This is a genomic window from Pseudosulfitobacter pseudonitzschiae (assembly GCF_900129395.1).
GTDB lineage: Bacteria > Pseudomonadota > Alphaproteobacteria > Rhodobacterales > Rhodobacteraceae > Pseudosulfitobacter > Pseudosulfitobacter pseudonitzschiae.
In genome coordinates this window covers 426254-444416 of the sequence record NZ_FQVP01000003.1, presented here as the reverse complement: position 1 = coordinate 444416, position 18163 = coordinate 426254, and the positions used below count along the sequence as shown (strand labels likewise).

The following is an 18163-nucleotide window of genomic DNA, read 5'->3' as shown; positions in this document are numbered from 1 at the left end:
GGGCAAAGGTTTACGCGCGGCCATAAGCCTCTGCAATGGCGACATCCAACGCTTCCTTGGGGGTGCGATCGCCCCATGTCAGCAGTTGCAGCGCGGGATAGTAGCGCTCGGCGCTCATCACGGCGGCGTTGATCATGGTGTCGACCTGCTCGGGGCCTGCGATCTGACCGCCGGTCAGCACCAGACCATAGCGGTAGACCATCAGCTTTTGCTCTTCCCAGAAGGTAAAGGCACCCGCCCAGCACTGGTCGTTGATCAGGTTCAGCAGCGCATAAAGGTCCGCCAGCTTGTCAGCGGGCGGTTCCATTTCAAAGGTGCAGACCAGACGCAGGGTTTCATCATAGCCGGACCACGCCAAAGTCAGCGAATATGTCCGCCACTGGCCTTCGACAGCCATTGCGATCTGATCGTCTGCGATGCGGTCGAAATCCCAGTCGTGATGCGCCGCGATATTCTCGACAATATCAATCGGGTGAATTTCGTCTTCCAGGTAATGCTCAGAAAGGGCCATGTCGCCACCTCTTTTTCTCGCTCTAGCGACGGGGCCTTGCCGCGCCCCCAAGCGCTAGGTGCCTGCTCTGGGTATCGGGGGATGTTCCCCTAACCTCTACCAAATATGGTGCAGCCGGGGCGGCTCTGTGGCAACCCTTTATTTGGGGATAACTTCAATAAGTTGTGGAAAAGGTTCTAAGGCGCACAAAATGGACGCCTGAAGGAGGTGGTAAGCGGATTTCGTTAACGACAAAGGCCGCCCGCAACCTTGGACAGGTCGGGGGCGGCCTCTTTAACATTGGAACGCAGTCAACCGCTGGCGGGCTGTCTTGCGAATATGGTCAGACCAGTGAAAACGTCGGAGCGGCTGTCACGCCTGCGCCCGTCGCGACTTACTTGCTTTCCAGCGCGTCCAGGCGCGCCTTGAGCGCCTCGTTTTCTTCACGGGCTTTTTGCGCCATCGCGCGCACCGCGTCGAATTCCTCGCGGGTGACAAAGTCGCGGTCCGCCAACCAGCGGTCCATCAGCGACTTCATCGCGGTTTCAGCTTCGTCTTTCGCCCCCTGCGCCACGCCCATGGCATTGGTCATCAGTTGCGAAATATCATCAAAAATCTTGCCACGCGCTTGCATGTGCATTCTCCTGTAACTGGCTTGTTATCTATATGGGGCGCTCTGCCCGCGCCCGCAAGGTTGACTTCCCCCGTGCCGCACATGCATGTCGCACCCATGACCGGTTTGATCCCCTTTCCCGACATCTCGCCCGACATCTTTTCGGTGTCCATCTTTGGCATGACCATCGCCCTGCGCTGGTACGCATTGGCCTATATCGTGGGCATCCTTGCAGGCTGGCGGCTGGTGGTCAGCGCGGTCAAACGCCCAGCCCAGTGGCGCAATGACACCCCGCCGATGACCACGACACAGATCGAGGATCTGCTGACATGGATCATCGTCGGTGTGATTCTGGGTGGTCGGCTGGGCTATGTTCTATTCTACCAACCGGCCTATTACCTGGCCAATCCGATGCAGATACTGGCGATCTGGCAGGGCGGAATGTCCTTTCACGGCGGGTTGCTGGGCGTGATCGCGGCCGCTTTCATCTTCACATCGCGGCACGGCATCCCCAAAATCTCGGCCGCCGATGCCATTGCCTTGGGCGTGCCGCCGGGATTGCTGCTGGGACGCATCGCCAACTTCATCAACGCCGAACTGTGGGGCCGCCCGACAGACCTGCCCTGGGGTGTCGCCTTTCCCGGTGATGCCGCACAATATTGCCCCGATGTGGCAGGCCTGTGCGCACGCCATCCCAGCCAGTTGTACGAGGCGCTGCTGGAAGGGCTGATTCTGGGGGCTGTCCTGCTGATCCTTGTCTGGCGACGCGGCGCGTTGAAATTCCCCGGACGGGTCGCGGGCACGTTTTTTGCAGGCTACGGTCTCTCGCGGTTTCTGGTCGAATTCGTCCGTCAGCCGGATGCACAGTTCATTTCCGATGGCAACCCGCTGGGATTGGCATGGCACGTAAACGGATGGGGGCTGACGATGGGTCAGATCCTGTCGCTGCCGATGATCGCTTTGGGCCTGTGGCTGATCCTGCGCGCCCGCGCCCGACCACAAAGTCAGAGCACTGCCACCCCATGAGCCTGCAGCGGATACTGACCGACCGGATCGCGGCCACAGGTCCGATAACGCTGGCCGACTATATGTCCGAGGCGTTGCTGCATCCGACCCACGGTTATTACACCACGCGCGACCCGCTGGGCGTGGCAGGTGATTTCACCACGGCCCCCGAAATCAGCCAGATGTTCGGGGAACTGATCGGCCTGTCTCTGGCGCAAAGCTGGCTGGATCAGGGCGCGCCTGCGGCCATCACGCTGGCCGAATTGGGGCCGGGACGCGGCACGCTGATGGCCGATATCCTGCGCGCGACCGCCCGTGTGCCGGGGTTCCATGCAGCCTTGCAGATCGTGCTGATCGAAGCCTCGCCCGCCTTGCGCGCCCTGCAAGCCACCACCCTGCAAGACCAGGCGCCGCGCTGGTTGGACAGCGTGCACGACCTGCCGGACCAACCGCTGTATCTGGTGGCAAACGAGTTTTTCGATGCCCTGCCCGTCCATCAATACCAACGCGACGGCGACCGCTGGCGCGAGCGGATGGTGGGTGTTGAAGGCGACCGCCTGCGTATGGGCCTGGGTCCAGCCATGCCGCAACCCGCGCTGGCACACCGGCTGGAAGACACGCAACAAGATGACATCGTCGAGGTTTGCCCCTCGGCCAGCCCGATGATCGACACCATCAGCACCCGCATCCGTGATCATGGCGGTGCGGCGTTGGTTATCGACTATGGTGACTGGCGGTCTCTGGGCGACACTTTGCAGGCACTCAAAGCGCATCAGACCACCGACCCACTGACCGATCCCGGCACCGCCGACCTGACCACCCATGTGGATTTCGAGGCGCTGACGCAGGCGGCCAATTGCCCCTTTACCCGCGTCACCCCGCAGGGCGTGTTCCTCGAGCGTTTGGGCATCACCCAGCGGGCGCAAGCATTGGCCGAAACGCTGCACGATGCCCCACTTGAGGCGCATGTTGCAGCACATCGCCGGTTGACGCACCCTGCAGAAATGGGAAACCTGTTCAAAGTGCTGGGCCTCTATCCGCAGGGGGCCACGCCGCCACCAGGTCTGGAACCATGACGCTCAAGCCACTGACACATGAAACACTGGACCCGCTGCAACACGGGTTCTTCACCCGCGCAGGCGGCGCATCCTCTGGTGTCTTTGCAGGGTTGAACTGCGGCAGCGGCAGCACTGACCAATCCGAGATCGTGGCAATCAACCGTGCCCGCGTGGCAGCAAACCTGGGCGTGCCCACCGACCATCTGATCAGCGTGCATCAGGTTCATTCCACCAAGGTGATCCCGGTAACGGCCCCGCTGGCCAACAAACCCAAGGCCGACGCGCTGGTCACCGCCACGCCGGGTCTGGCGCTGTCGGTGCTGTCGGCGGATTGCCAGCCGGTGCTGTTTGCCGACCACAAGGCCCAGGTGATCGGCGCGGCGCATGCGGGCTGGCGCGGCACACTGGATGGTGTGCTCGAGGCGACTGTGGACGCGATGGAAGCCCTGGGCGCCTCCGCCGAAAACATCCACGTGGTGATCGGTCCATCAATCAGCCAACGCGCCTATGAAGTCGGACCGGAGTTTTTCGAAACACATCTGGCCGAAGACGACGCCAGCGCCCGCTACTTTGCCAACGGCGCAGGTGACCGGATGATGTACGACCTGCCCGGCTATGGCCTGCACCGTCTGCGCAGCCGGGGCGTCGCCTCGGCCGAATGGACGCGGCACTGTACTTATTCCGATCCGGCGCAATTCTTCTCTTACCGCCGCTCGGTCCACGAACGGGCGGCTGATTATGGCCGCCTGATCGCCGCCATAAAGCTCTGACCCTTAAAAACAGGAAACAATTTGGGCACCGCTGCCTTAATTGTTCCAATTCCGCCGCAATGTTTCTTCAAATTGGCCGAAACCGGTCCCAAGCGCGCCCGAAACCCCTGTCAGAAATGATGTCAACAGCGGCACACACGCCGCCCAGACGACAGAGCAAAGGGCACCGACATGAAAACCAACACACGCTTCATCAAATCCGTGGTCGCAGCCGCCGCAGACGAAAAGACAGTGATGCCCTGGGCCCGTGGCACACGCCGCGCCGCATTCATCGCCAAGCGCAAGGCCGAACTAGACCGCAAGGCAGCCTGATACCACTTTGATCCGGCCCGCCCGGATCTGACCCGCACCCGCCGCAAGCGCCCCATTGATTCGGGCTGAAATGCGGCAAATGTGGCAACAAATCTCCGATGTCTCAGACAATCCGCCCTCCCGGGGGCGGATTGATCCGTTTCAAGGTGTAAATGTTCCCTAAATTTTGACAGTTAATCCAATGTTCAGCGATTGGTGGTTCATCAGACACGTGAACCTCAGTTCATCTGTCGTCGTCGGTGGGGGCCGACATCAGATGTGACCGACCAGAACAAGGTTATTCGCATGAACACGACCATGGCCCTTGCCGGGCAACCGCGCCGCTTTACCCAATATGCACCAACCGCCATGGGCAGCGCCCTGCCGCCGACCCGAACTTACGAATTCGCCGCCCTGCGCGCCGATGGCAGCCGCCTTGTCGCCCAGACCAAGGCACCCGCATTGCCGCTGATCGAATCGGCGTTCTCCGCCTTTGCCCGTGGCACTGTCCTTGAGGGGCGCGACGGCCCCATTGCCATCGAGGACCTGCATCCGGGCGACTGGCTGCGCACCACGAACGGCGACGCGGCACAGGCCGTCTGGATCGGCTCGACGAACTTTGTCCCTGCCGACACCGGACGGCGCACATCGCTGATCCGCATCATGGCCGATACCTTTGGCCCGGCCCGTCCCGAAAGCTTCCTGACCGTGGGGCCATCGGCTCGCCTGCTGCAAACGCCGCACAATCTGCGTGGAAACCTGGCATCAGGGGCGCAGATGCTGACGCCCGCGCGCGATTTTGTGGACGGTGTAAACGTGATCGAAGTGACCCCGCCGACCTCGGTGCGGCTGTTTCACATTTGCCTGACGCGCCACGCAGCGATCTATGCCTGCGGTATGCCGATGGAAACCTTCCACCCTGGTGCCCAAGCGACACGCAACGTCAGCCACGCAGTGCGCGATATGTTCCTGTCGATGTTCCCGCGCATTTCCCATGTGACGGATTTTGGCCCGCTGGCCCATCCGCGCGCACCCGAGCAGATCGGCACGGCCGCCTGAACCTGCGCAACCGGCCCGCGCAAGATGCGCGGGTCGCCCGGTCAGGCTGTTTTGCTCAACCGTTCTTCCAGAACGTCAAAGGGCACGCCTGCCTCGTCCTTGGCCTGGCGAATCACCAGCGACGTCTTGACACTGGCCACGTTCGGCGTGGTCAGCAACTCGCCGGTCAGAAAGCTTTGGAACCCCGACAGATCGGGGGACACGCATTTCAGGATAAAGTCGACTTCGCCGTTCAGCATGTGGCACTCGCGCACCAGCGGCCATGAACGGCAGCGGTTTTCAAAGGCGCTGAGATCACTTTCCGCCTGACTGGCCAGACCGACCATTGCAAAAACCTGCACTTCAAAACCCAGAACATGCGCGTCCACATCCGCGTGAAAGCCGCGGATATACCCGGATTCTTCCAGCGTCCGTACCCGCCGCAAACAAGGGGGCGCAGAAATACCCACCCGTTTCGCCAACTCGACGTTGGTCATACGCCCGTCCGCCTGCAGTTCTGCGAGAATCTTGCGATCAATTGGATCAAGCCGCGTATTCGCCATTTTGCCCCCGAAATTTGCGGTTGTTATAACACCGACCGCGTTGCGCGCAATATTGTTTCGTCAAAGCGCAAGATTCTTGCAAGCCCGACGGCCAAAAGCGCCTGTTAGCGCTGCATATCGGTCATGCAATTGCGGGGTTCAATCACAAAGCGCAGGTGACTATATCCAAGAGGCTGCATAAACCTAGTATCACACCGCGCCCGGGACCATACGGGCCACAACTGACCGACCTAAGGGGATCATCATGGGCGAGACACGCAAAACCAAGGTTCTGATCATCGGATCGGGCCCCTCGGGCTATACCGCAGGCATCTACGCCAGCCGCGCCATGCTTGAGCCAATTCTGGTGCAAGGCATCGAACCGGGTGGCCAGTTGACCACCACAACCGAAGTCGAGAACTGGCCCGGAGACAGCGAAGTGCAAGGTCCCGATCTGATGGTCCGCATGGAGGCCCACGCCAAGGCGATGGGTTGCGAGGTCATCGGTGACATCATCACGTCGGTCGACTTCTCGAAACGGCCCTTTGTTGCCCAATCCGACAGCGGCACCGTCTATGTGGCCGACGCGATCATTCTCGCCACCGGCGCACGCGCCAAATGGCTGGGCTTGGAATCGGAAGAGAAATTCAAGGGCTTCGGCGTCTCGGCCTGCGCCACCTGCGACGGGTTCTTTTACCGCGGACAGGAAATCGTCGTGATCGGCGGCGGCAACACCGCCGTGGAAGAAGCGCTGTTTCTGACCAATTTTGCGTCCAAGGTTACCCTGATCCACCGGCGCGACGAATTGCGCGCCGAGATGATCCTGCAAGACCGGCTGAAAAAGAACTCCAAGATCGAAACCCTGTGGTTCCACCAGTTGGAAGAGGTTTACGGCACCGACAGCCCGCTGGGCGTCGAAGGCGTCAAGGTCAAGAACGTGAACACCGGCGAAATCACCGATATTCCCGCCAAGGGCGTCTTTGTCGCCATCGGCCACGCCCCGTCGAACGAGCTGGTCAAGGATGTGCTGGAAACCCACATGGGCGGCTACGTCGTGACCAAACCCGACAGCACCGAAACCTCGATTCCGGGCGTGTTTGCCGCGGGCGACCTGACCGATCACAAATACCGTCAGGCCGTGACCTCGGCTGGCATGGGGTGCATGGCAGCCCTCGAAGCCGAGCGCTGGCTGGCCGAGAACAGCGACACGAACGTGGAGAAAGACACCTCGCTGCCGCTGGGCTACGGTGCCGAAGTCAAAGAGGGCGCATAAGCCTCTACGTCGAATATCTGTTCCAGCGCCCCGCAATAGGCCCGTTGACGCCGCACGCGTCCACGGGTCATCCTGCGCAGGATCAAGGAGCAGTACATGACCGACCTCTGGCGCGGCAACTGGGCAACCCGTGCCCGTATCGTCAGCGGGCTGGCGCTGATGCTCTATGCGCTCCTGCATTTCCTGAACATCGGTCTGGGCCTGTTTTCGCCCGAGTGGCTGGATGAAGCTCAGGACCTGCGCCAGATCGTGACCCGCAATCCCGTCGGCGAAGTGGTCTTGTACACAACGCTGATGATGCACGCGGGCCTAGCGTTGTGGCGACTGATAGAACGGCGGAGCCTTCGCATGCCCCGCGCGGAAGCGGTACAATATGCATTCGGCTTTGCCATTCCGCTGCTGCTGCTGACCCACATCACCTATACCCGCATCGCCCACGAGGTCTTCGACGTCCAGGACGAGATGGGCTATCTGATGTACCTGATCTGGGGCACGGTCTCAGCCTGGACACAGACAATCCTGCTGCTGATCGTCTGGACCCACGGCTGCATCGGGCTGCACCTTTGGCTGCGTGGACGCGCCTGGTGGCGGCGCAACACACACCTGCTGACAGGGATGGCGGTTCTGGTGCCTGCCTTTGCGCTGGCCGGTTTTGTGACCGAAAGCCGCCGCTTGCGGCTGGTCGCGCAGGATGAAGATACGCGGCTGGATATGCTGGACGCCTATAATTTCCCCGGCCCCAAGGAGTTCGAGGGGCTGATCCGGATCGACACCACGCTGTATTGGGGGTTCGTCGCGGTTCTGGCCTCTGCGCTGGCAATCCACTTTGCCCTGCGCCTGAACGCCCGCCGCACCAGCGTGCGCATCTCGTACACAAACGGGCCGACGATCACCGCAGCACGCGGTCAGACGCTGCTGGAAATGTCGCGCAGCGCTGGCGTGGACCACACCTCGCTTTGCGGCGGCAAGGGACGCTGCACCACCTGCCGCGTGATGATCGAAGCGGGTGCCGACGACCTGCCTCCGCCGTCGGAGACCGAAGCGCGCAGCCTGAAGGCTGTTGGAGCAGCCCCAGGTGCACGGCTGGCCTGTCAGATCCGGCCGGAACAGCCAATGACCGTGCACCGCGTCTTTGCAGGCCGCACCCAGACATGGCGCGGGTCTGCCTCGCAGGGTCAGGAACGGCCGCTGGCCATTCTGTTTCTGGACATGCGCGGCTTTACCGCGCGCACCGCGGGGCAACTGCCTTATGACGTGGTGTTCCTGCTCAATCGTTTCTTTGATGCCGTTGTCCCGGCGGTCACTGCCTCAGGCGGCAAGATCGATAAATATCTGGGTGATGGCTTTCTGGCACTGTTCGAAACAGCGGACACCGCATCATCCGCACAGGCCGGGCTGGACGCCGCGGCGGGGATCGGGCGGGCGCTGGATGCGTTCAACGCGGGGCTTCAGGCCGAAGGTGCCCCACCGGTGGGCATCGGGATCGGGCTGCACCTGGGCAATGTCGTGCTGGGCGAGATCGGTGCCGCGGGACACGCCCCCCGCACATTGATCGGCGACGCGGTCAACGCGGCGAGCCGCCTTGAGGCGCAAACCAAACCGATGAAGGTCGAGTTGCTGATCAGCGCCGCAGTCCTGGAGGCCGCAGGACTGAAACGCCCCGACGAATTGGTGCCGCTTGAACTGCGCGGGGTCGACGGCGTCATTGACGCATTGCCCGTTCCCAAGGCCGCAGATGCCCCCCAAACCCCGCGCGCCTGACCTGACACCTATGCCGCAGGCGCATTTCCGCCATGCGCGTCCCCCTGAAAATGGGCAAAACGGCCCAAAATCGCGCAAAAAACGGGGAATTTGTGCCGATTTTACGTCATATGCGATGTTGGGCGCGCGCTGCATCTGGACGCATGGCGCCCAGCCCGCTATTGCGCCACAAGTGCCGCCCGCAGGGCCGACTCCACCCGTTGAACGAAAGTAATCTTCATGCCGATGCAGAATAATCTCGCCCCGATTCCAGAACTCTATGTTTCTTATGATTCCGCGCAAAAGCTCAAACTCGAAGCAGCCGATCTGGTCAGCCATGACCTGACACCGCGCCAGATCTGCGACCTGGAGCTGCTGATGAACGGCGGTTTTAATCCGCTCAAGGGCTTCTTGTCCGAGCAAGATTACAACAGCGTCGTCGAAGACATGCGCCTGTCGGATGGCAGCCTGTGGCCGATGCCCATCACGCTGGACGTAAGCGAACAATTCGCCGAGGGTCTGGAAATCGGACAGGACATCGCCCTGCGTGACCAAGAAGGCGTCATTCTGGCCACTATGACCGTCACCGACCGTTGGGAGCCGAACAAGGCCAACGAAGCGGAAAAGGTTTTTGGTGCGGATGACGACAAGCACCCCGCGGTGAACTACCTGCACAATCAGGCTGGCAAGATCTATCTGGGCGGTCCGGTCACCGGCATCCAGCAACCCGTGCACTACGATTTCCGCGCCCGCCGCGACACGCCAAACGAATTGCGCAGCTACTTCCGCAAAATGGGCTGGCGCAAAGTGGTTGCGTTCCAAACCCGCAACCCGCTGCACCGCGCCCACCAGGAACTGACCTTCCGCGCCGCGCGCGAAGCACAGGCCAACCTGCTGATCCACCCTGTTGTTGGTCTGACCAAACCCGGCGACGTCGACCACTTTACCCGCGTGCGCTGCTACGAGGCGGTTCTGGACAAATATCCGGCGGCCACCACGTCGATGTCGCTACTGAACCTGGCCATGCGTATGGCAGGCCCGCGCGAGGCTGTCTGGCACGGCCTGATCCGCAAGAACCACGGCTGCACCCACTTTATCGTTGGCCGTGACCACGCAGGCCCCGGCTCGAACTCCAAAGGCGAAGATTTCTACGGCCCCTATGATGCACAGGACCTGTTCCGCGCGCATCAGGAAGAAATGGGCATCGAAATGGTCGATTTCAAACACATGGTCTGGGTGCAGGAACGCGCACAATACGAGGCCATGGACGAGATCAAGGACAAGGACGATGTGACCATCCTGAACATCTCGGGCACCGAGCTGCGCCGCCGTCTGCAAGAAGGTCTGGAAATCCCCGAGTGGTTCTCCTTCCCCGAGGTGGTCAAGGAACTGCGCCGCACCAAGCCGCCGCGTTCGAAACAAGGCTTTACCGTCTTTTTCACCGGCTTCTCGGGTTCGGGCAAATCCACCATCGCAAACGCGCTGATGGTCAAGTTGATGGAAATGGGCGGTCGTCCCGTGACGCTGCTGGACGGCGATCTGGTCCGCAAGAACCTCAGCTCGGAACTGGGTTTCTCGAAAGAGCACCGCGATCTGAACATCCGTCGCATCGGCTATGTCGCGTCGGAAATCACCAAGAACGGCGGCATCGCCATCTGCGCGCCCATCGCGCCCTATGCCACAACCCGCCGCGCGGTGCGTGAAGACATCGAAGCCTTTGGCGCCTTTGTCGAAGTTCACGTCGCCACCACCATCGAGGAATGCGAGCGCCGGGACCGCAAGGGCCTGTACAAGCTGGCGCGAGAAGGCAAGATCAAGGAATTCACCGGCATCTCCGACCCCTACGACGTGCCCGAAAACCCCGAACTGCGCCTGCAAACAGAGAACATCGAGGTGGACAACTGTGCCCACCAGGTTCTGCTGAAACTGGAAAGCATGGGCCTGATCGCCGCCGAATAAGGCGCGATACCCTCAAATAGAAAAGGCCCCGCTGTCATCGGCGGGGCCTTTTTCATTCCAGCCTGCTTGCAGCGCTCAGATCCCGTCGCGCAACATTTGCGCCGCGGCCTGCTCATAGTCGGACCATCGCGTCGCCTGCGCCTTGGCCCGCAACACTGCCGGGCGCATCGCGTCGTACAGGTCGGCGTCGGCGCGCGCGACCGCGGTCAGAATTTCGTCTTTGGTTGTGCACAGGATCATTCCGTCGGCGTCGAAATAATCGGCGACATCCGGTGCCCCCCAATAGATCGGCACGGTTTCACACAGCAGCGCGTCGACCAGCTTTTCGCTGAAATACCCCTGCGCGCGCATGTTCTCGATCACCACCGAAAACCGGAACGGCGCCAGACCTTCGTGTTTGTGCTCGAACGGGGCATAGCCGCGCCCCATTAGCGTGACGCCCTGCGTGGCTTCGGCCACGGCATGGCGCAGCTTGTGCCCTTCCAGGTCGCGCCGGTTGGACGCAATCAGCGACACGTTCTCGGTCTTGGACAGGTCCAACGTGTCCCATTCCGGCACCCAGGTGCGCGCCGCAGCAAGGAAACGCGCGTTCGGCGCAGATCGCAAAAGACGGTCATCATGGGTGAAAATCCGGTGATACCGCCGATGGGTCCAGCGCAGCAGGCGCAGGTGACGGGCATGGATCGCCCGTGGTTCGACCACCATGACGCTGACCTGCGCCGCCACGCCAAAGGGACGCATATGCATCGAGGTCTTGGGGTAGACCAAAAGGTGATCCTTCGGCCCCAGATCGGCCACCGTTCCGCTGCTCATCCTTGCCGGACGGCCCACGGGCCAATGCAGCATGTTCAGCGGCAAGTCGGCCACGCGTTTGCCAATGCCATTGCCATAGGGCAGAACCGCGATCGCTGGTTCACCCATTCGGCAGGTCCACCGTACCCGACATCAGGACAAAACCGTCGCCCGCAACTTCAACACCCGTGATCGCGTCGCGCGGCCCCAGAACCCGCACCTGCGCCCGTCCGGGGCGGCCCATCCCGTGCCCCTGCTCGGCGGTAAAATCGGGCCTCTCGATCAGCCCCTGCGCCCACAGATAGGCCGCCATCGCGCCAGTGGCCGAACCGGTGAACGGGTCTTCGGGCGGGCTGGGCGGGGCCAGAAGCAGCCGTGCGGCTGTATCGCCGGCATCTGTAAAGCCGTCGAGCGTGCACCAGAACGGCTCCATCAGGTCGGTGTCCCCGCCCAGCGTCGCCGCCATATCGGCCAGCGCCTGCGGGTTCAGCTGCAAACCCTCCAACGTCGCGCGGTCTTTCAGGACAGTGATGACAAAAGGCAGGCCCGTGCTGACCAGTTGCGGCGGGCTGACTATATCATCAGCCGCAACGCTCCCCACCGCCGCCACCAGCGCGGGATCAACCAGCGCGCCAAACTGTGGCGCCACCTGTGTCATGCTCACGCGCATGCCCTGCACGGTCACCGGCACCAGTCCCGCGCCCGTTTCCAGCGCCAGAGGCCCGTCACTGATCAAGCCTCGCGCCCGCATCGCGGCAACGGTGGCAATCGTGGGATGGCCCGCAAAAGGGATTTCGCGGCTGGCCAGAAAATAGCGCACACGCACATCTGCCACATCCGACGGGCCGGTAAAGGTACATTCCACAAGGGACGTTTCGCGCACATAGGCCATGCAGGTATCGACGCTCAGTCCGGCCCCCTGATGCACCACGGCACAGCCGTTGCCCCCAAAGGCGCGGTCCGTGAACGCATCCACCCAATCAAAATCAAATGTCATTCCATCCCCACATAGGCCTTGGCCGCGCCAAAATCACGGCGCACCGCCTCAAAATCACTTTCAAAGGCAACCATAGTCGTCCCGAAGGCGGCAAGAAAGGCCGCGTCCTGATCTTTCGTCCGCCCCAATGCCGCAAAATAGTCCAGCAATGCATCCGGCCCGTATCGCCCCGACAACAGGAACGCCGCGAAGCGCGCCACACCATAAGCTTGCCCGTCCGCAAGCGCGCCCGTGACCCGCATCTGATCCAGCGTCAGCCGCGACCGCCGGGCCGAGGATTGCATGTTGAACAACGCCACCCCGTCCACCGCGGCACCGCCTGTGCGATAGTGTTCTTCAAACACCTCTGCCGTTCCCTCGACCAGCCAGGCCGGTCCCAGCAACCAGTCGTCACCCAACCGCTGTGCCGGGCGATCCTGCGCAAGATCATATTGCAGTTGGTGAACATATTCGTGTGCCAGAACCGCACCCGCCGACAATTGTAACGGGTGATCACCGGCGCCCCCGGTGACCGGCGCGGGCCAGCACAGCGCGATGAACGTCCGGTTTGCAGCACCACCGACACGCCCTGATGGACAAACCCGCGCGGCATTCAGCGGCTTGCGTCGGACCCGCCAACCGCCTGCCGACTGCGCGGCCTGCACTTGTACAAGCAGACTCTCCGCCTCGCCCGCGCCCACAAGCGCGAACCGTGTGGTCACTTCGACACCAAAGTTGGTCAGAAAATACCGGCGCACCTGCGCCTCGGTCTGTTGCAGCAATGCGCGCTCTTGAGCGCTGGCTGCATGAACGGGCACATCGGCCCACAGGCTGCCGGCCCAAAGGACCAGCAGCACAGTCGCTTTAGTGCACCGCCTGAGGTGCCAGATCATTCTGCCGTGCCAGCACAAAGGCCATCTTGCGATCCGCGACCAGGGCAAGCTGGGTGCCCTGTGCATCATGCACGGCGTAAAGATGTTCCAGACCTTCGGCCTGTTCCTGAACGTCCTGCGGCAGGTCGCTTACGTCGATCGTTTTGACATAAACGATGTTGCTTTTGGGTTCTGTGTCAAATGGCGTTTCCATGTGGTTACCCTTTCCGAATGCGGATGGTCTGGACGACTGTTTCGGGTTTCGCCCGCGTCAGATCGACATGCAGCAGACCGTTTTCAATGATCGCCTCTCCAACCTCAACGCTGTCAGCCAGCACAAAGGTCCGTTGGAATTGTCGCGCGGCGATGCCACGGTGCAAAAACACCCTGCCCTCGCCGTCATCGGATTGCCGCCCGCGGATCACCAGCGTGCGGTCCTCGACCGTGATTTGCAGATCTTCCTCGGCAAAACCGGCCACGGCCAATGTGATGCGATAGGAAAAATCGGAAGTTTGTTCGATATTGAAAGGCGGGTAGCCTTCGTTGCCGGATTTCGCCGTGCGTTCCAGCAGGCGCTCCAGTTGCTCAAACCCCAGCATATGCGGGTGCGAGCCCAAGGTCATTTTCGTCATTGCGACACGTCCTTATCAGATCAAGCGACAGTCAGGCGCGGCCCCGATTGGCAACCGCTTGATCAGAATATGGGAAGAATTCCGCCCCCAGACAAGAGGTCTGGCCGTCCATGCGCCCCCGCTTTGTTAAAAAAGCGACAATTTCAGCCCCCCAATCACGGCATTTGCAACGCCAAGACCCTATGCGCAGCGGGTGTCATCGCCTATGTATACAACTCCTCACTTTGCGGGAATCACGACCCATGAATGCGCCCTCAGATCTTTCGATGAAGAACGACGACGTCCTGCGCGTCGAACTGGAAGTATTCCGGCGCGAGCATCGTGATCTGGACGAGGCGATTTCCGCGATGACACAGCGCGCCACCTCCGACCCGCTGACCTTGCAACGGTTGAAAAAGCGTAAATTGCGCCTGAAAGATCTGATTGCGACAATCGAGGACCGGCTGACCCCCGACATCATCGCCTGAGCCTTGCTCCGCAGGATCAGGTCCGTATAACTCCCGGACAAAACAGCAATACACGAGGGCGCAGGATGACAGACCAATCCCCCAAAGTCGGCATTATCATGGGCAGCCAGTCCGACTGGCCCACCATGCGCGAAGCGGCACAAATGCTGGAGGATCTGGGCGTTACCTTTGAAACCCGTATCGTGTCGGCCCACCGCACGCCAGACCGGCTGTGGGATTATGGCAAGACAGCCGTGGATCGCGGCTTGCAGGTGATCATCGCCGGCGCAGGCGGTGCCGCGCATCTGCCGGGCATGATGGCGTCAAAGACCCGCGTGCCTGTGATCGGCGTGCCTGTCCTGACCAAGGCATTGTCCGGTGTCGATTCGCTGTATTCCATCCTGCAAATGCCCCGCGGCTTTCCCGTGGCCACCATGGCCATCGGTGCCGCAGGGGCTGCCAATGCCGGTCTGATGGCGGCGGGCATCCTGGCCCTGAATGACGCCGACCTCGCCCAGCGTCTGGACCAATGGCGCGCCGATCTGTCGGCTTCGATCCCGGAAGAGCCTTCCGATGACTGATCCCCTCCCCACAGGCGCAACAATCGGCATTCTCGGCGGTGGCCAACTGGGTCGCATGTTGTCGGTCGCGGCCGCCCGCCTCGGCTTCAAGACCCACATCTATGAGCCCGGCGCCAATCCGCCCGCCGCAGACGTGGCCCATGCCTGCACCACGGCCGCCTATGACGACACCGCCGCACTGACCGCCTTTGCGCAGTCGGTCGATGTCATCACCTATGAGTTCGAGAACATCCCCACCGAGGCGCTGGACATCCTCGAGGCGATCAAACCGATCCATCCCAACCGCGAGGCATTGCGGATCAGTCAGGACCGCCTGACCGAAAAGGATTTCCTGACAGGTCTGGGCCTGAACACCGCGCCCTACGCCGACATTCCCGACGCCGACGCACTGGACGCTGCCCTTGTTACCATCGGCACGCCGTCGATCCTGAAAACCCGGCGTTTCGGCTATGACGGCAAGGGACAGGCCCGCCTGAAATCCGACGCCGACGCCGCCCAGGCCATCACCGACATGGCCGGTGCCCCCGCCCTGCTGGAAGGGTTCGTTGACTTCACCATCGAAGTGTCCGTCATCGCCGCCCGCAGCGCCTCGGGCGATGTCGCCTGCTATGACCCCGGCGAAAATGTCCACCGCGACGGTATCCTGCACACCACCACCGTCCCGGCCTCGCTGCCTGCCAGCGCGCGCACCGATGCTGTGCTGCTGGCCGCGCGCATCCTGAACGCGCTGGATTACGTGGGCGTCATGGGGGTCGAGCTGTTCGTCACCCCCACCGGCCTGATCGTGAACGAGATCGCCCCGCGCGTGCACAACTCGGGCCACTGGACCCAGAACGGCTGTGCGGTGGACCAGTTCGAACAGCACATCCGCGCGGTTGCCGGCTGGCCCTTGGGCGACGGGCAGCGCCACAGTGACGTGGTGATGGAAAACCTGATCGGCCACGACATGGACCGCGTGCCCGAACTGGCCGCCGCTCCCGACACCGCCTTGCACCTCTATGGCAAGGCCGAAACAAAACCGGGCCGCAAGATGGGCCACGTCAACCGCATCACGCGCTGACTGCTTTCTTTTGGCTTGAAAATCCCCCCCGGAGGGCCGCTGTCATCCAGCGCCCCCCGTCGGGGTCACGCCACCAACCGCGCCGCAATATCGCCCGACAGATAGCTGACGCGCCCGCCGCTGACCGTCATCGCCACGCGGTCAGCGCCGTCCAGCACCACCAGATCGGCGCGCTTGCCTGCCTGCAACACGCCGCGATCGTCCAACCCCAGCGCCCGCGCAGGGCCCGCAGACACCAGCGCCCATGCATCGGCAAAGCCCATAACGCCCGAGCGCGCCAGCATCAGCGCCGCGCGGCGCGGGCTGGGATAGTGGTAATCCGAGGCCACGGCATCAGCCATGCCCATCGACACCACGTCCAGCGCCGAGACGTTGCCCTTGTGCGAACCGCCCCGCACCAGATTGGGCGCCCCCAAGATAACCACATCCCCCGCGCCTGATGCCGCCTCGGCGGCGTCCAGCGTTTCGGGAAATTCCGACACTTTCACGCCCCGCGCGCGCCACGCGGCGCGATCTTCGGCGGTGTGGTCGTCGTGGCTGCCCATCTGGACCCCCATCCGGTCCAGTTCGGCGCACAGCGTATCCAAAGCGGCAGGCACCTCGGCGCGCCGCGCGTGCAGGTCCAGCAGCATCTGGAAATGAACCTCGGGATTGCGCTGCGCCTTCAACGCCTGCCCCACCAGACGCGGCGGCTTGCGCCCCTCGGCCAGACGCGCGTGTGGCAGGTGATCGTTGAACACCACATAGGACACGCCCCATTCGGCAATCCGTGCAGGCAGGCCTGCGTAATCGTCCAGCAAATGCGTCTCGAACCGCAGCTGCGGGCGCAGATCGGTGACCAGCCCGCCTGCCGTGTCGCGGATGGCGGTGAACACCTGATCGGCAAACTCCATGCCGCGCAAGCCCCCCTCCCAGCTGACAAATTGCGCCAGAACACCGGTGGTGATGCCATTGGCGGCCAGTTCCGCCTCGGCTGCGATCAGCCCCTCGGCCATCTGTTTCATCGCACCGCGCCGCGGAGCCAGATGCCGCTCGAACCCGTCGCCGTGCACGTCCACGATACCAGGCAACACGCGAAAACCGCTCAGATCCACCGACCGCCCCACAGGCGCATCGGCAATCACCCCATCGCCCAAGCTCAGCCCGTCGCGGTGAAAGCCCTGCGGGCCCAATACCTCGGCCCCGGTGATATCAATTGTCAGCATTGCGCTTTGATCCCCAAAACCCGCCACGCGCCACGCAATCGCCGCTGGGGCAATCCAGTTGCTCCAGCACCGCGTCCAACCACGAGATATTGTCCTCGAAGGTGCCGGTACGCAGGAAATGCACGGTTTGCGAAATCACGCGCGGGTTGTTCATGATAAACGTGTGGGTGACCGGCAGAACGATATGCGCAGTCATGCCCTCCACACGTGTCGAGGCCACGCTGACCTTGCCATCATCCGGCCCCGGCAGCAGCGACGAGAAATAGGCGTTCAGCGACTGGTTGCCCGCGATCACCCCCACCGGATAGTCCACCGGCGGCAAGCTGCGCGGCAGGCTGTCGGGGCCGGTTCCCATCTGCGCGCCTGCCGGGCCGTTCATCCACTCAAAAGCGGCCAGATCACCCAGCTTGTCCACCACTTCGCTGCCCTGGTTCGGCGGGGCCAGCATGACCACGCGCCCTAGGTTCGGCAGGTCGTGATCCCGCAACCATTCGCGCACCAGGATACCGCCCATCGAATGCGTGACGAAATCGACGGTCTGGTCGCCACATTCCGCCAGCGCGGCGGGCATCACGCCCTCGGACAGCGATCCGACCCGCGCTTGCGTCGACGGATAGCCGGGGCGGACAACCTGAAACCCGTCTGCCTTCAGTGCGGCTTCCATCAGGGCAAAGGATGTCTCGGTGCGCGCCAGCCCGTGAAGCAGGATCACGCAATCCGCCCGCGCAGGCGCGGACAACAGCATCAGCAGGGGCAAGATCGACATGCAAACTCTCATGGGCTGTGAGATAGTGCCATTGCGCGCCTTATGGAATGGCCC

Annotated in this window: 21 protein-coding genes; 11 read left to right on the top strand and 10 right to left on the bottom strand. The window is 62.3% G+C overall.

Annotated features, from left to right (window positions below; genetic code table 11):
* Window positions 1-10 precede the first annotated feature (10 nt).
* Window positions 11-511: a type III secretion system chaperone family protein gene (locus BUC08_RS10340; RefSeq protein ID WP_028958538.1), complete on the bottom strand. Its 501-nt coding sequence runs from the start codon at window positions 509-511 to the stop codon at window positions 11-13.
* Between the two features lie 373 nt (window positions 512-884).
* The gene (locus tag BUC08_RS10335; protein ID WP_028958539.1) at window positions 885-1124 is read right to left on the bottom strand and encodes an accessory factor UbiK family protein; all 240 of its coding nucleotides are present in this window, start codon (window positions 1122-1124) and stop codon (window positions 885-887) included.
* 96 nt (window positions 1125-1220) lie between these two features.
* Here BUC08_RS10335 and lgt point away from each other — a divergent pair, with 96 nt between their 5' ends.
* The 5 genes from lgt to BUC08_RS10315 all read left to right on the top strand — a co-directional run bounded on the left by lgt (window position 1221) and on the right by BUC08_RS10315 (window position 5286).
* A complete protein-coding gene (gene lgt, locus BUC08_RS10330; protein WP_037924652.1) occupies window positions 1221-2129 on the top strand; it encodes a prolipoprotein diacylglyceryl transferase in 909 nt (302 codons plus the stop codon).
* Window positions 2126-3184, top strand: a complete 1059-nt coding sequence (locus BUC08_RS10325; RefSeq protein WP_037924089.1) for a class I SAM-dependent methyltransferase — start codon at window positions 2126-2128, stop codon at window positions 3182-3184. The genes lgt and BUC08_RS10325 overlap by 4 nt, the downstream gene beginning before the upstream one ends.
* Window positions 3181-3936, top strand: coding sequence for a peptidoglycan editing factor PgeF (gene pgeF, locus BUC08_RS10320; protein ID WP_037924093.1), 756 nt, complete (start codon window positions 3181-3183; stop codon window positions 3934-3936). Before BUC08_RS10325 ends, pgeF begins: the two co-directional genes overlap by 4 nt.
* 171 nt (window positions 3937-4107) lie before the next feature.
* Window positions 4108-4248 (top strand): hypothetical protein, encoded by a 141-nt coding sequence (locus tag BUC08_RS24780; protein WP_169741846.1) that lies wholly within the window; start codon window positions 4108-4110, stop codon window positions 4246-4248.
* 285 nt (window positions 4249-4533) lie between these two features.
* The gene (locus BUC08_RS10315; RefSeq protein ID WP_224769690.1) at window positions 4534-5286 is read left to right on the top strand and encodes a Hint domain-containing protein; all 753 of its coding nucleotides are present in this window, start codon (window positions 4534-4536) and stop codon (window positions 5284-5286) included.
* A 41-nt stretch (window positions 5287-5327) separates the two neighbouring features.
* Here the strand turns inward: BUC08_RS10315 and BUC08_RS10310 are convergent, their stop codons facing one another.
* Window positions 5328-5828, bottom strand: a complete 501-nt coding sequence (locus BUC08_RS10310; protein ID WP_037924096.1) for an Lrp/AsnC family transcriptional regulator — start codon at window positions 5826-5828, stop codon at window positions 5328-5330.
* A gap of 244 nt (window positions 5829-6072) precedes the next feature.
* On the opposite strand from BUC08_RS10310, the gene trxB reads away from it, so the two are divergent.
* From trxB to BUC08_RS10295, 3 genes are all read left to right on the top strand, one after another.
* Entirely contained in the window at window positions 6073-7080 is a 1008-nt protein-coding gene (gene trxB / locus BUC08_RS10305) for a thioredoxin-disulfide reductase (RefSeq protein WP_037924099.1), read from the top strand.
* Between the two features lie 96 nt (window positions 7081-7176).
* Window positions 7177-8841, top strand: a complete 1665-nt coding sequence (locus tag BUC08_RS10300; protein ID WP_037924102.1) for an adenylate/guanylate cyclase domain-containing protein — start codon at window positions 7177-7179, stop codon at window positions 8839-8841.
* Window positions 8842-9060: 219 nt separating this feature from the next.
* Window positions 9061-10779: a bifunctional sulfate adenylyltransferase/adenylylsulfate kinase gene (locus BUC08_RS10295; protein ID WP_037924104.1), complete on the top strand. Its 1719-nt coding sequence runs from the start codon at window positions 9061-9063 to the stop codon at window positions 10777-10779.
* A 75-nt stretch (window positions 10780-10854) separates the two neighbouring features.
* Here the strand turns inward: BUC08_RS10295 and BUC08_RS10290 are convergent, their stop codons facing one another.
* The 5 genes from BUC08_RS10290 to BUC08_RS10270 are packed head-to-tail and all read right to left on the bottom strand — an operon-like array spanning window position 10855 to window position 14051.
* Window positions 10855-11700, bottom strand: a complete 846-nt coding sequence (locus BUC08_RS10290; RefSeq protein WP_037924107.1) for a hypothetical protein — start codon at window positions 11698-11700, stop codon at window positions 10855-10857.
* The gene (locus tag BUC08_RS10285; protein WP_037924110.1) at window positions 11693-12568 is read right to left on the bottom strand and encodes a PhzF family phenazine biosynthesis protein; all 876 of its coding nucleotides are present in this window, start codon (window positions 12566-12568) and stop codon (window positions 11693-11695) included. Before BUC08_RS10285 ends, BUC08_RS10290 begins: the two co-directional genes overlap by 8 nt.
* Complete coding sequence (locus tag BUC08_RS10280; RefSeq protein WP_037924114.1) at window positions 12565-13404, bottom strand: hypothetical protein; 840 nt, start codon at window positions 13402-13404, stop codon at window positions 12565-12567. Before BUC08_RS10280 ends, BUC08_RS10285 begins: the two co-directional genes overlap by 4 nt.
* 7 nt (window positions 13405-13411) lie before the next feature.
* A complete protein-coding gene (locus BUC08_RS10275; protein WP_037924117.1) occupies window positions 13412-13633 on the bottom strand; it encodes a DUF1150 family protein in 222 nt (73 codons plus the stop codon).
* A gap of 4 nt (window positions 13634-13637) precedes the next feature.
* Window positions 13638-14051 carry an Hsp20 family protein gene (locus BUC08_RS10270; RefSeq protein ID WP_037924121.1) on the bottom strand — a complete coding sequence of 138 codons (414 nt, stop codon included), beginning with the start codon at window positions 14049-14051 and terminating at the stop codon, window positions 13638-13640.
* Window positions 14052-14293: 242 nt separating this feature from the next.
* On the opposite strand from BUC08_RS10270, the gene BUC08_RS10265 reads away from it, so the two are divergent.
* The 3 genes from BUC08_RS10265 (at window position 14294) to BUC08_RS10255 (ending at window position 16138) form a co-directional block, all read left to right on the top strand.
* The gene (locus tag BUC08_RS10265; protein WP_028958553.1) at window positions 14294-14518 is read left to right on the top strand and encodes a YdcH family protein; all 225 of its coding nucleotides are present in this window, start codon (window positions 14294-14296) and stop codon (window positions 14516-14518) included.
* Between the two features lie 65 nt (window positions 14519-14583).
* Window positions 14584-15078: a 5-(carboxyamino)imidazole ribonucleotide mutase gene (purE, locus tag BUC08_RS10260; protein WP_037924123.1), complete on the top strand. Its 495-nt coding sequence runs from the start codon at window positions 14584-14586 to the stop codon at window positions 15076-15078.
* On the top strand, window positions 15071-16138 hold the full coding sequence (locus BUC08_RS10255) for a 5-(carboxyamino)imidazole ribonucleotide synthase (protein ID WP_037924125.1): 1068 nt from the start codon (window positions 15071-15073) through the stop codon (window positions 16136-16138). Before purE ends, BUC08_RS10255 begins: the two co-directional genes overlap by 8 nt.
* Before the next feature lie 65 nt (window positions 16139-16203).
* Here the strand turns inward: BUC08_RS10255 and BUC08_RS10250 are convergent, their stop codons facing one another.
* Entirely contained in the window at window positions 16204-17343 is a 1140-nt protein-coding gene (locus BUC08_RS10250) for an alpha-D-ribose 1-methylphosphonate 5-triphosphate diphosphatase (RefSeq protein WP_037924127.1), read from the bottom strand.
* Window positions 17330-18109, bottom strand: a complete 780-nt coding sequence (locus BUC08_RS10245) for an esterase/lipase family protein (RefSeq protein WP_224769691.1) — start codon at window positions 18107-18109, stop codon at window positions 17330-17332. The genes BUC08_RS10250 and BUC08_RS10245 overlap by 14 nt, the downstream gene beginning before the upstream one ends.
* Window positions 18110-18163 lie beyond the last annotated feature (54 nt).

Coding starts and splice junctions, on each gene's coding strand:
- BUC08_RS10335 (WP_028958539.1), bottom strand. CDS start 1,124: ATGCAAGCGCGTGGCAAGATTTTTGATGATATTTCGCAACTGATGACC.
- BUC08_RS10290 (WP_037924107.1), bottom strand. CDS start 11,700: ATGGGTGAACCAGCGATCGCGGTTCTGCCCTATGGCAATGGCATTGGC.
- BUC08_RS10325 (WP_037924089.1), top strand. CDS start 2,126: ATGAGCCTGCAGCGGATACTGACCGACCGGATCGCGGCCACAGGTCCG.
- BUC08_RS10300 (WP_037924102.1), top strand. CDS start 7,177: ATGACCGACCTCTGGCGCGGCAACTGGGCAACCCGTGCCCGTATCGTC.
- BUC08_RS10295 (WP_037924104.1), top strand. CDS start 9,061: ATGCCGATGCAGAATAATCTCGCCCCGATTCCAGAACTCTATGTTTCT.
- BUC08_RS10310 (WP_037924096.1), bottom strand. CDS start 5,828: ATGGCGAATACGCGGCTTGATCCAATTGATCGCAAGATTCTCGCAGAA.
- BUC08_RS10250 (WP_037924127.1), bottom strand. CDS start 17,343: ATGCTGACAATTGATATCACCGGGGCCGAGGTATTGGGCCCGCAGGGC.
- BUC08_RS10255 (WP_037924125.1), top strand. CDS start 15,071: ATGACTGATCCCCTCCCCACAGGCGCAACAATCGGCATTCTCGGCGGT.
- pgeF (WP_037924093.1), top strand. CDS start 3,181: ATGACGCTCAAGCCACTGACACATGAAACACTGGACCCGCTGCAACAC.
- purE (WP_037924123.1), top strand. CDS start 14,584: ATGACAGACCAATCCCCCAAAGTCGGCATTATCATGGGCAGCCAGTCC.
- lgt (WP_037924652.1), top strand. CDS start 1,221: ATGACCGGTTTGATCCCCTTTCCCGACATCTCGCCCGACATCTTTTCG.
- BUC08_RS10315 (WP_224769690.1), top strand. CDS start 4,534: ATGAACACGACCATGGCCCTTGCCGGGCAACCGCGCCGCTTTACCCAA.
- BUC08_RS10285 (WP_037924110.1), bottom strand. CDS start 12,568: ATGACATTTGATTTTGATTGGGTGGATGCGTTCACGGACCGCGCCTTT.
- BUC08_RS10265 (WP_028958553.1), top strand. CDS start 14,294: ATGAATGCGCCCTCAGATCTTTCGATGAAGAACGACGACGTCCTGCGC.
- BUC08_RS10275 (WP_037924117.1), bottom strand. CDS start 13,633: ATGGAAACGCCATTTGACACAGAACCCAAAAGCAACATCGTTTATGTC.
- trxB (WP_037924099.1), top strand. CDS start 6,073: ATGGGCGAGACACGCAAAACCAAGGTTCTGATCATCGGATCGGGCCCC.
- BUC08_RS10270 (WP_037924121.1), bottom strand. CDS start 14,051: ATGACGAAAATGACCTTGGGCTCGCACCCGCATATGCTGGGGTTTGAG.
- BUC08_RS24780 (WP_169741846.1), top strand. CDS start 4,108: ATGAAAACCAACACACGCTTCATCAAATCCGTGGTCGCAGCCGCCGCA.
- BUC08_RS10340 (WP_028958538.1), bottom strand. CDS start 511: ATGGCCCTTTCTGAGCATTACCTGGAAGACGAAATTCACCCGATTGAT.
- BUC08_RS10245 (WP_224769691.1), bottom strand. CDS start 18,109: ATGTCGATCTTGCCCCTGCTGATGCTGTTGTCCGCGCCTGCGCGGGCG.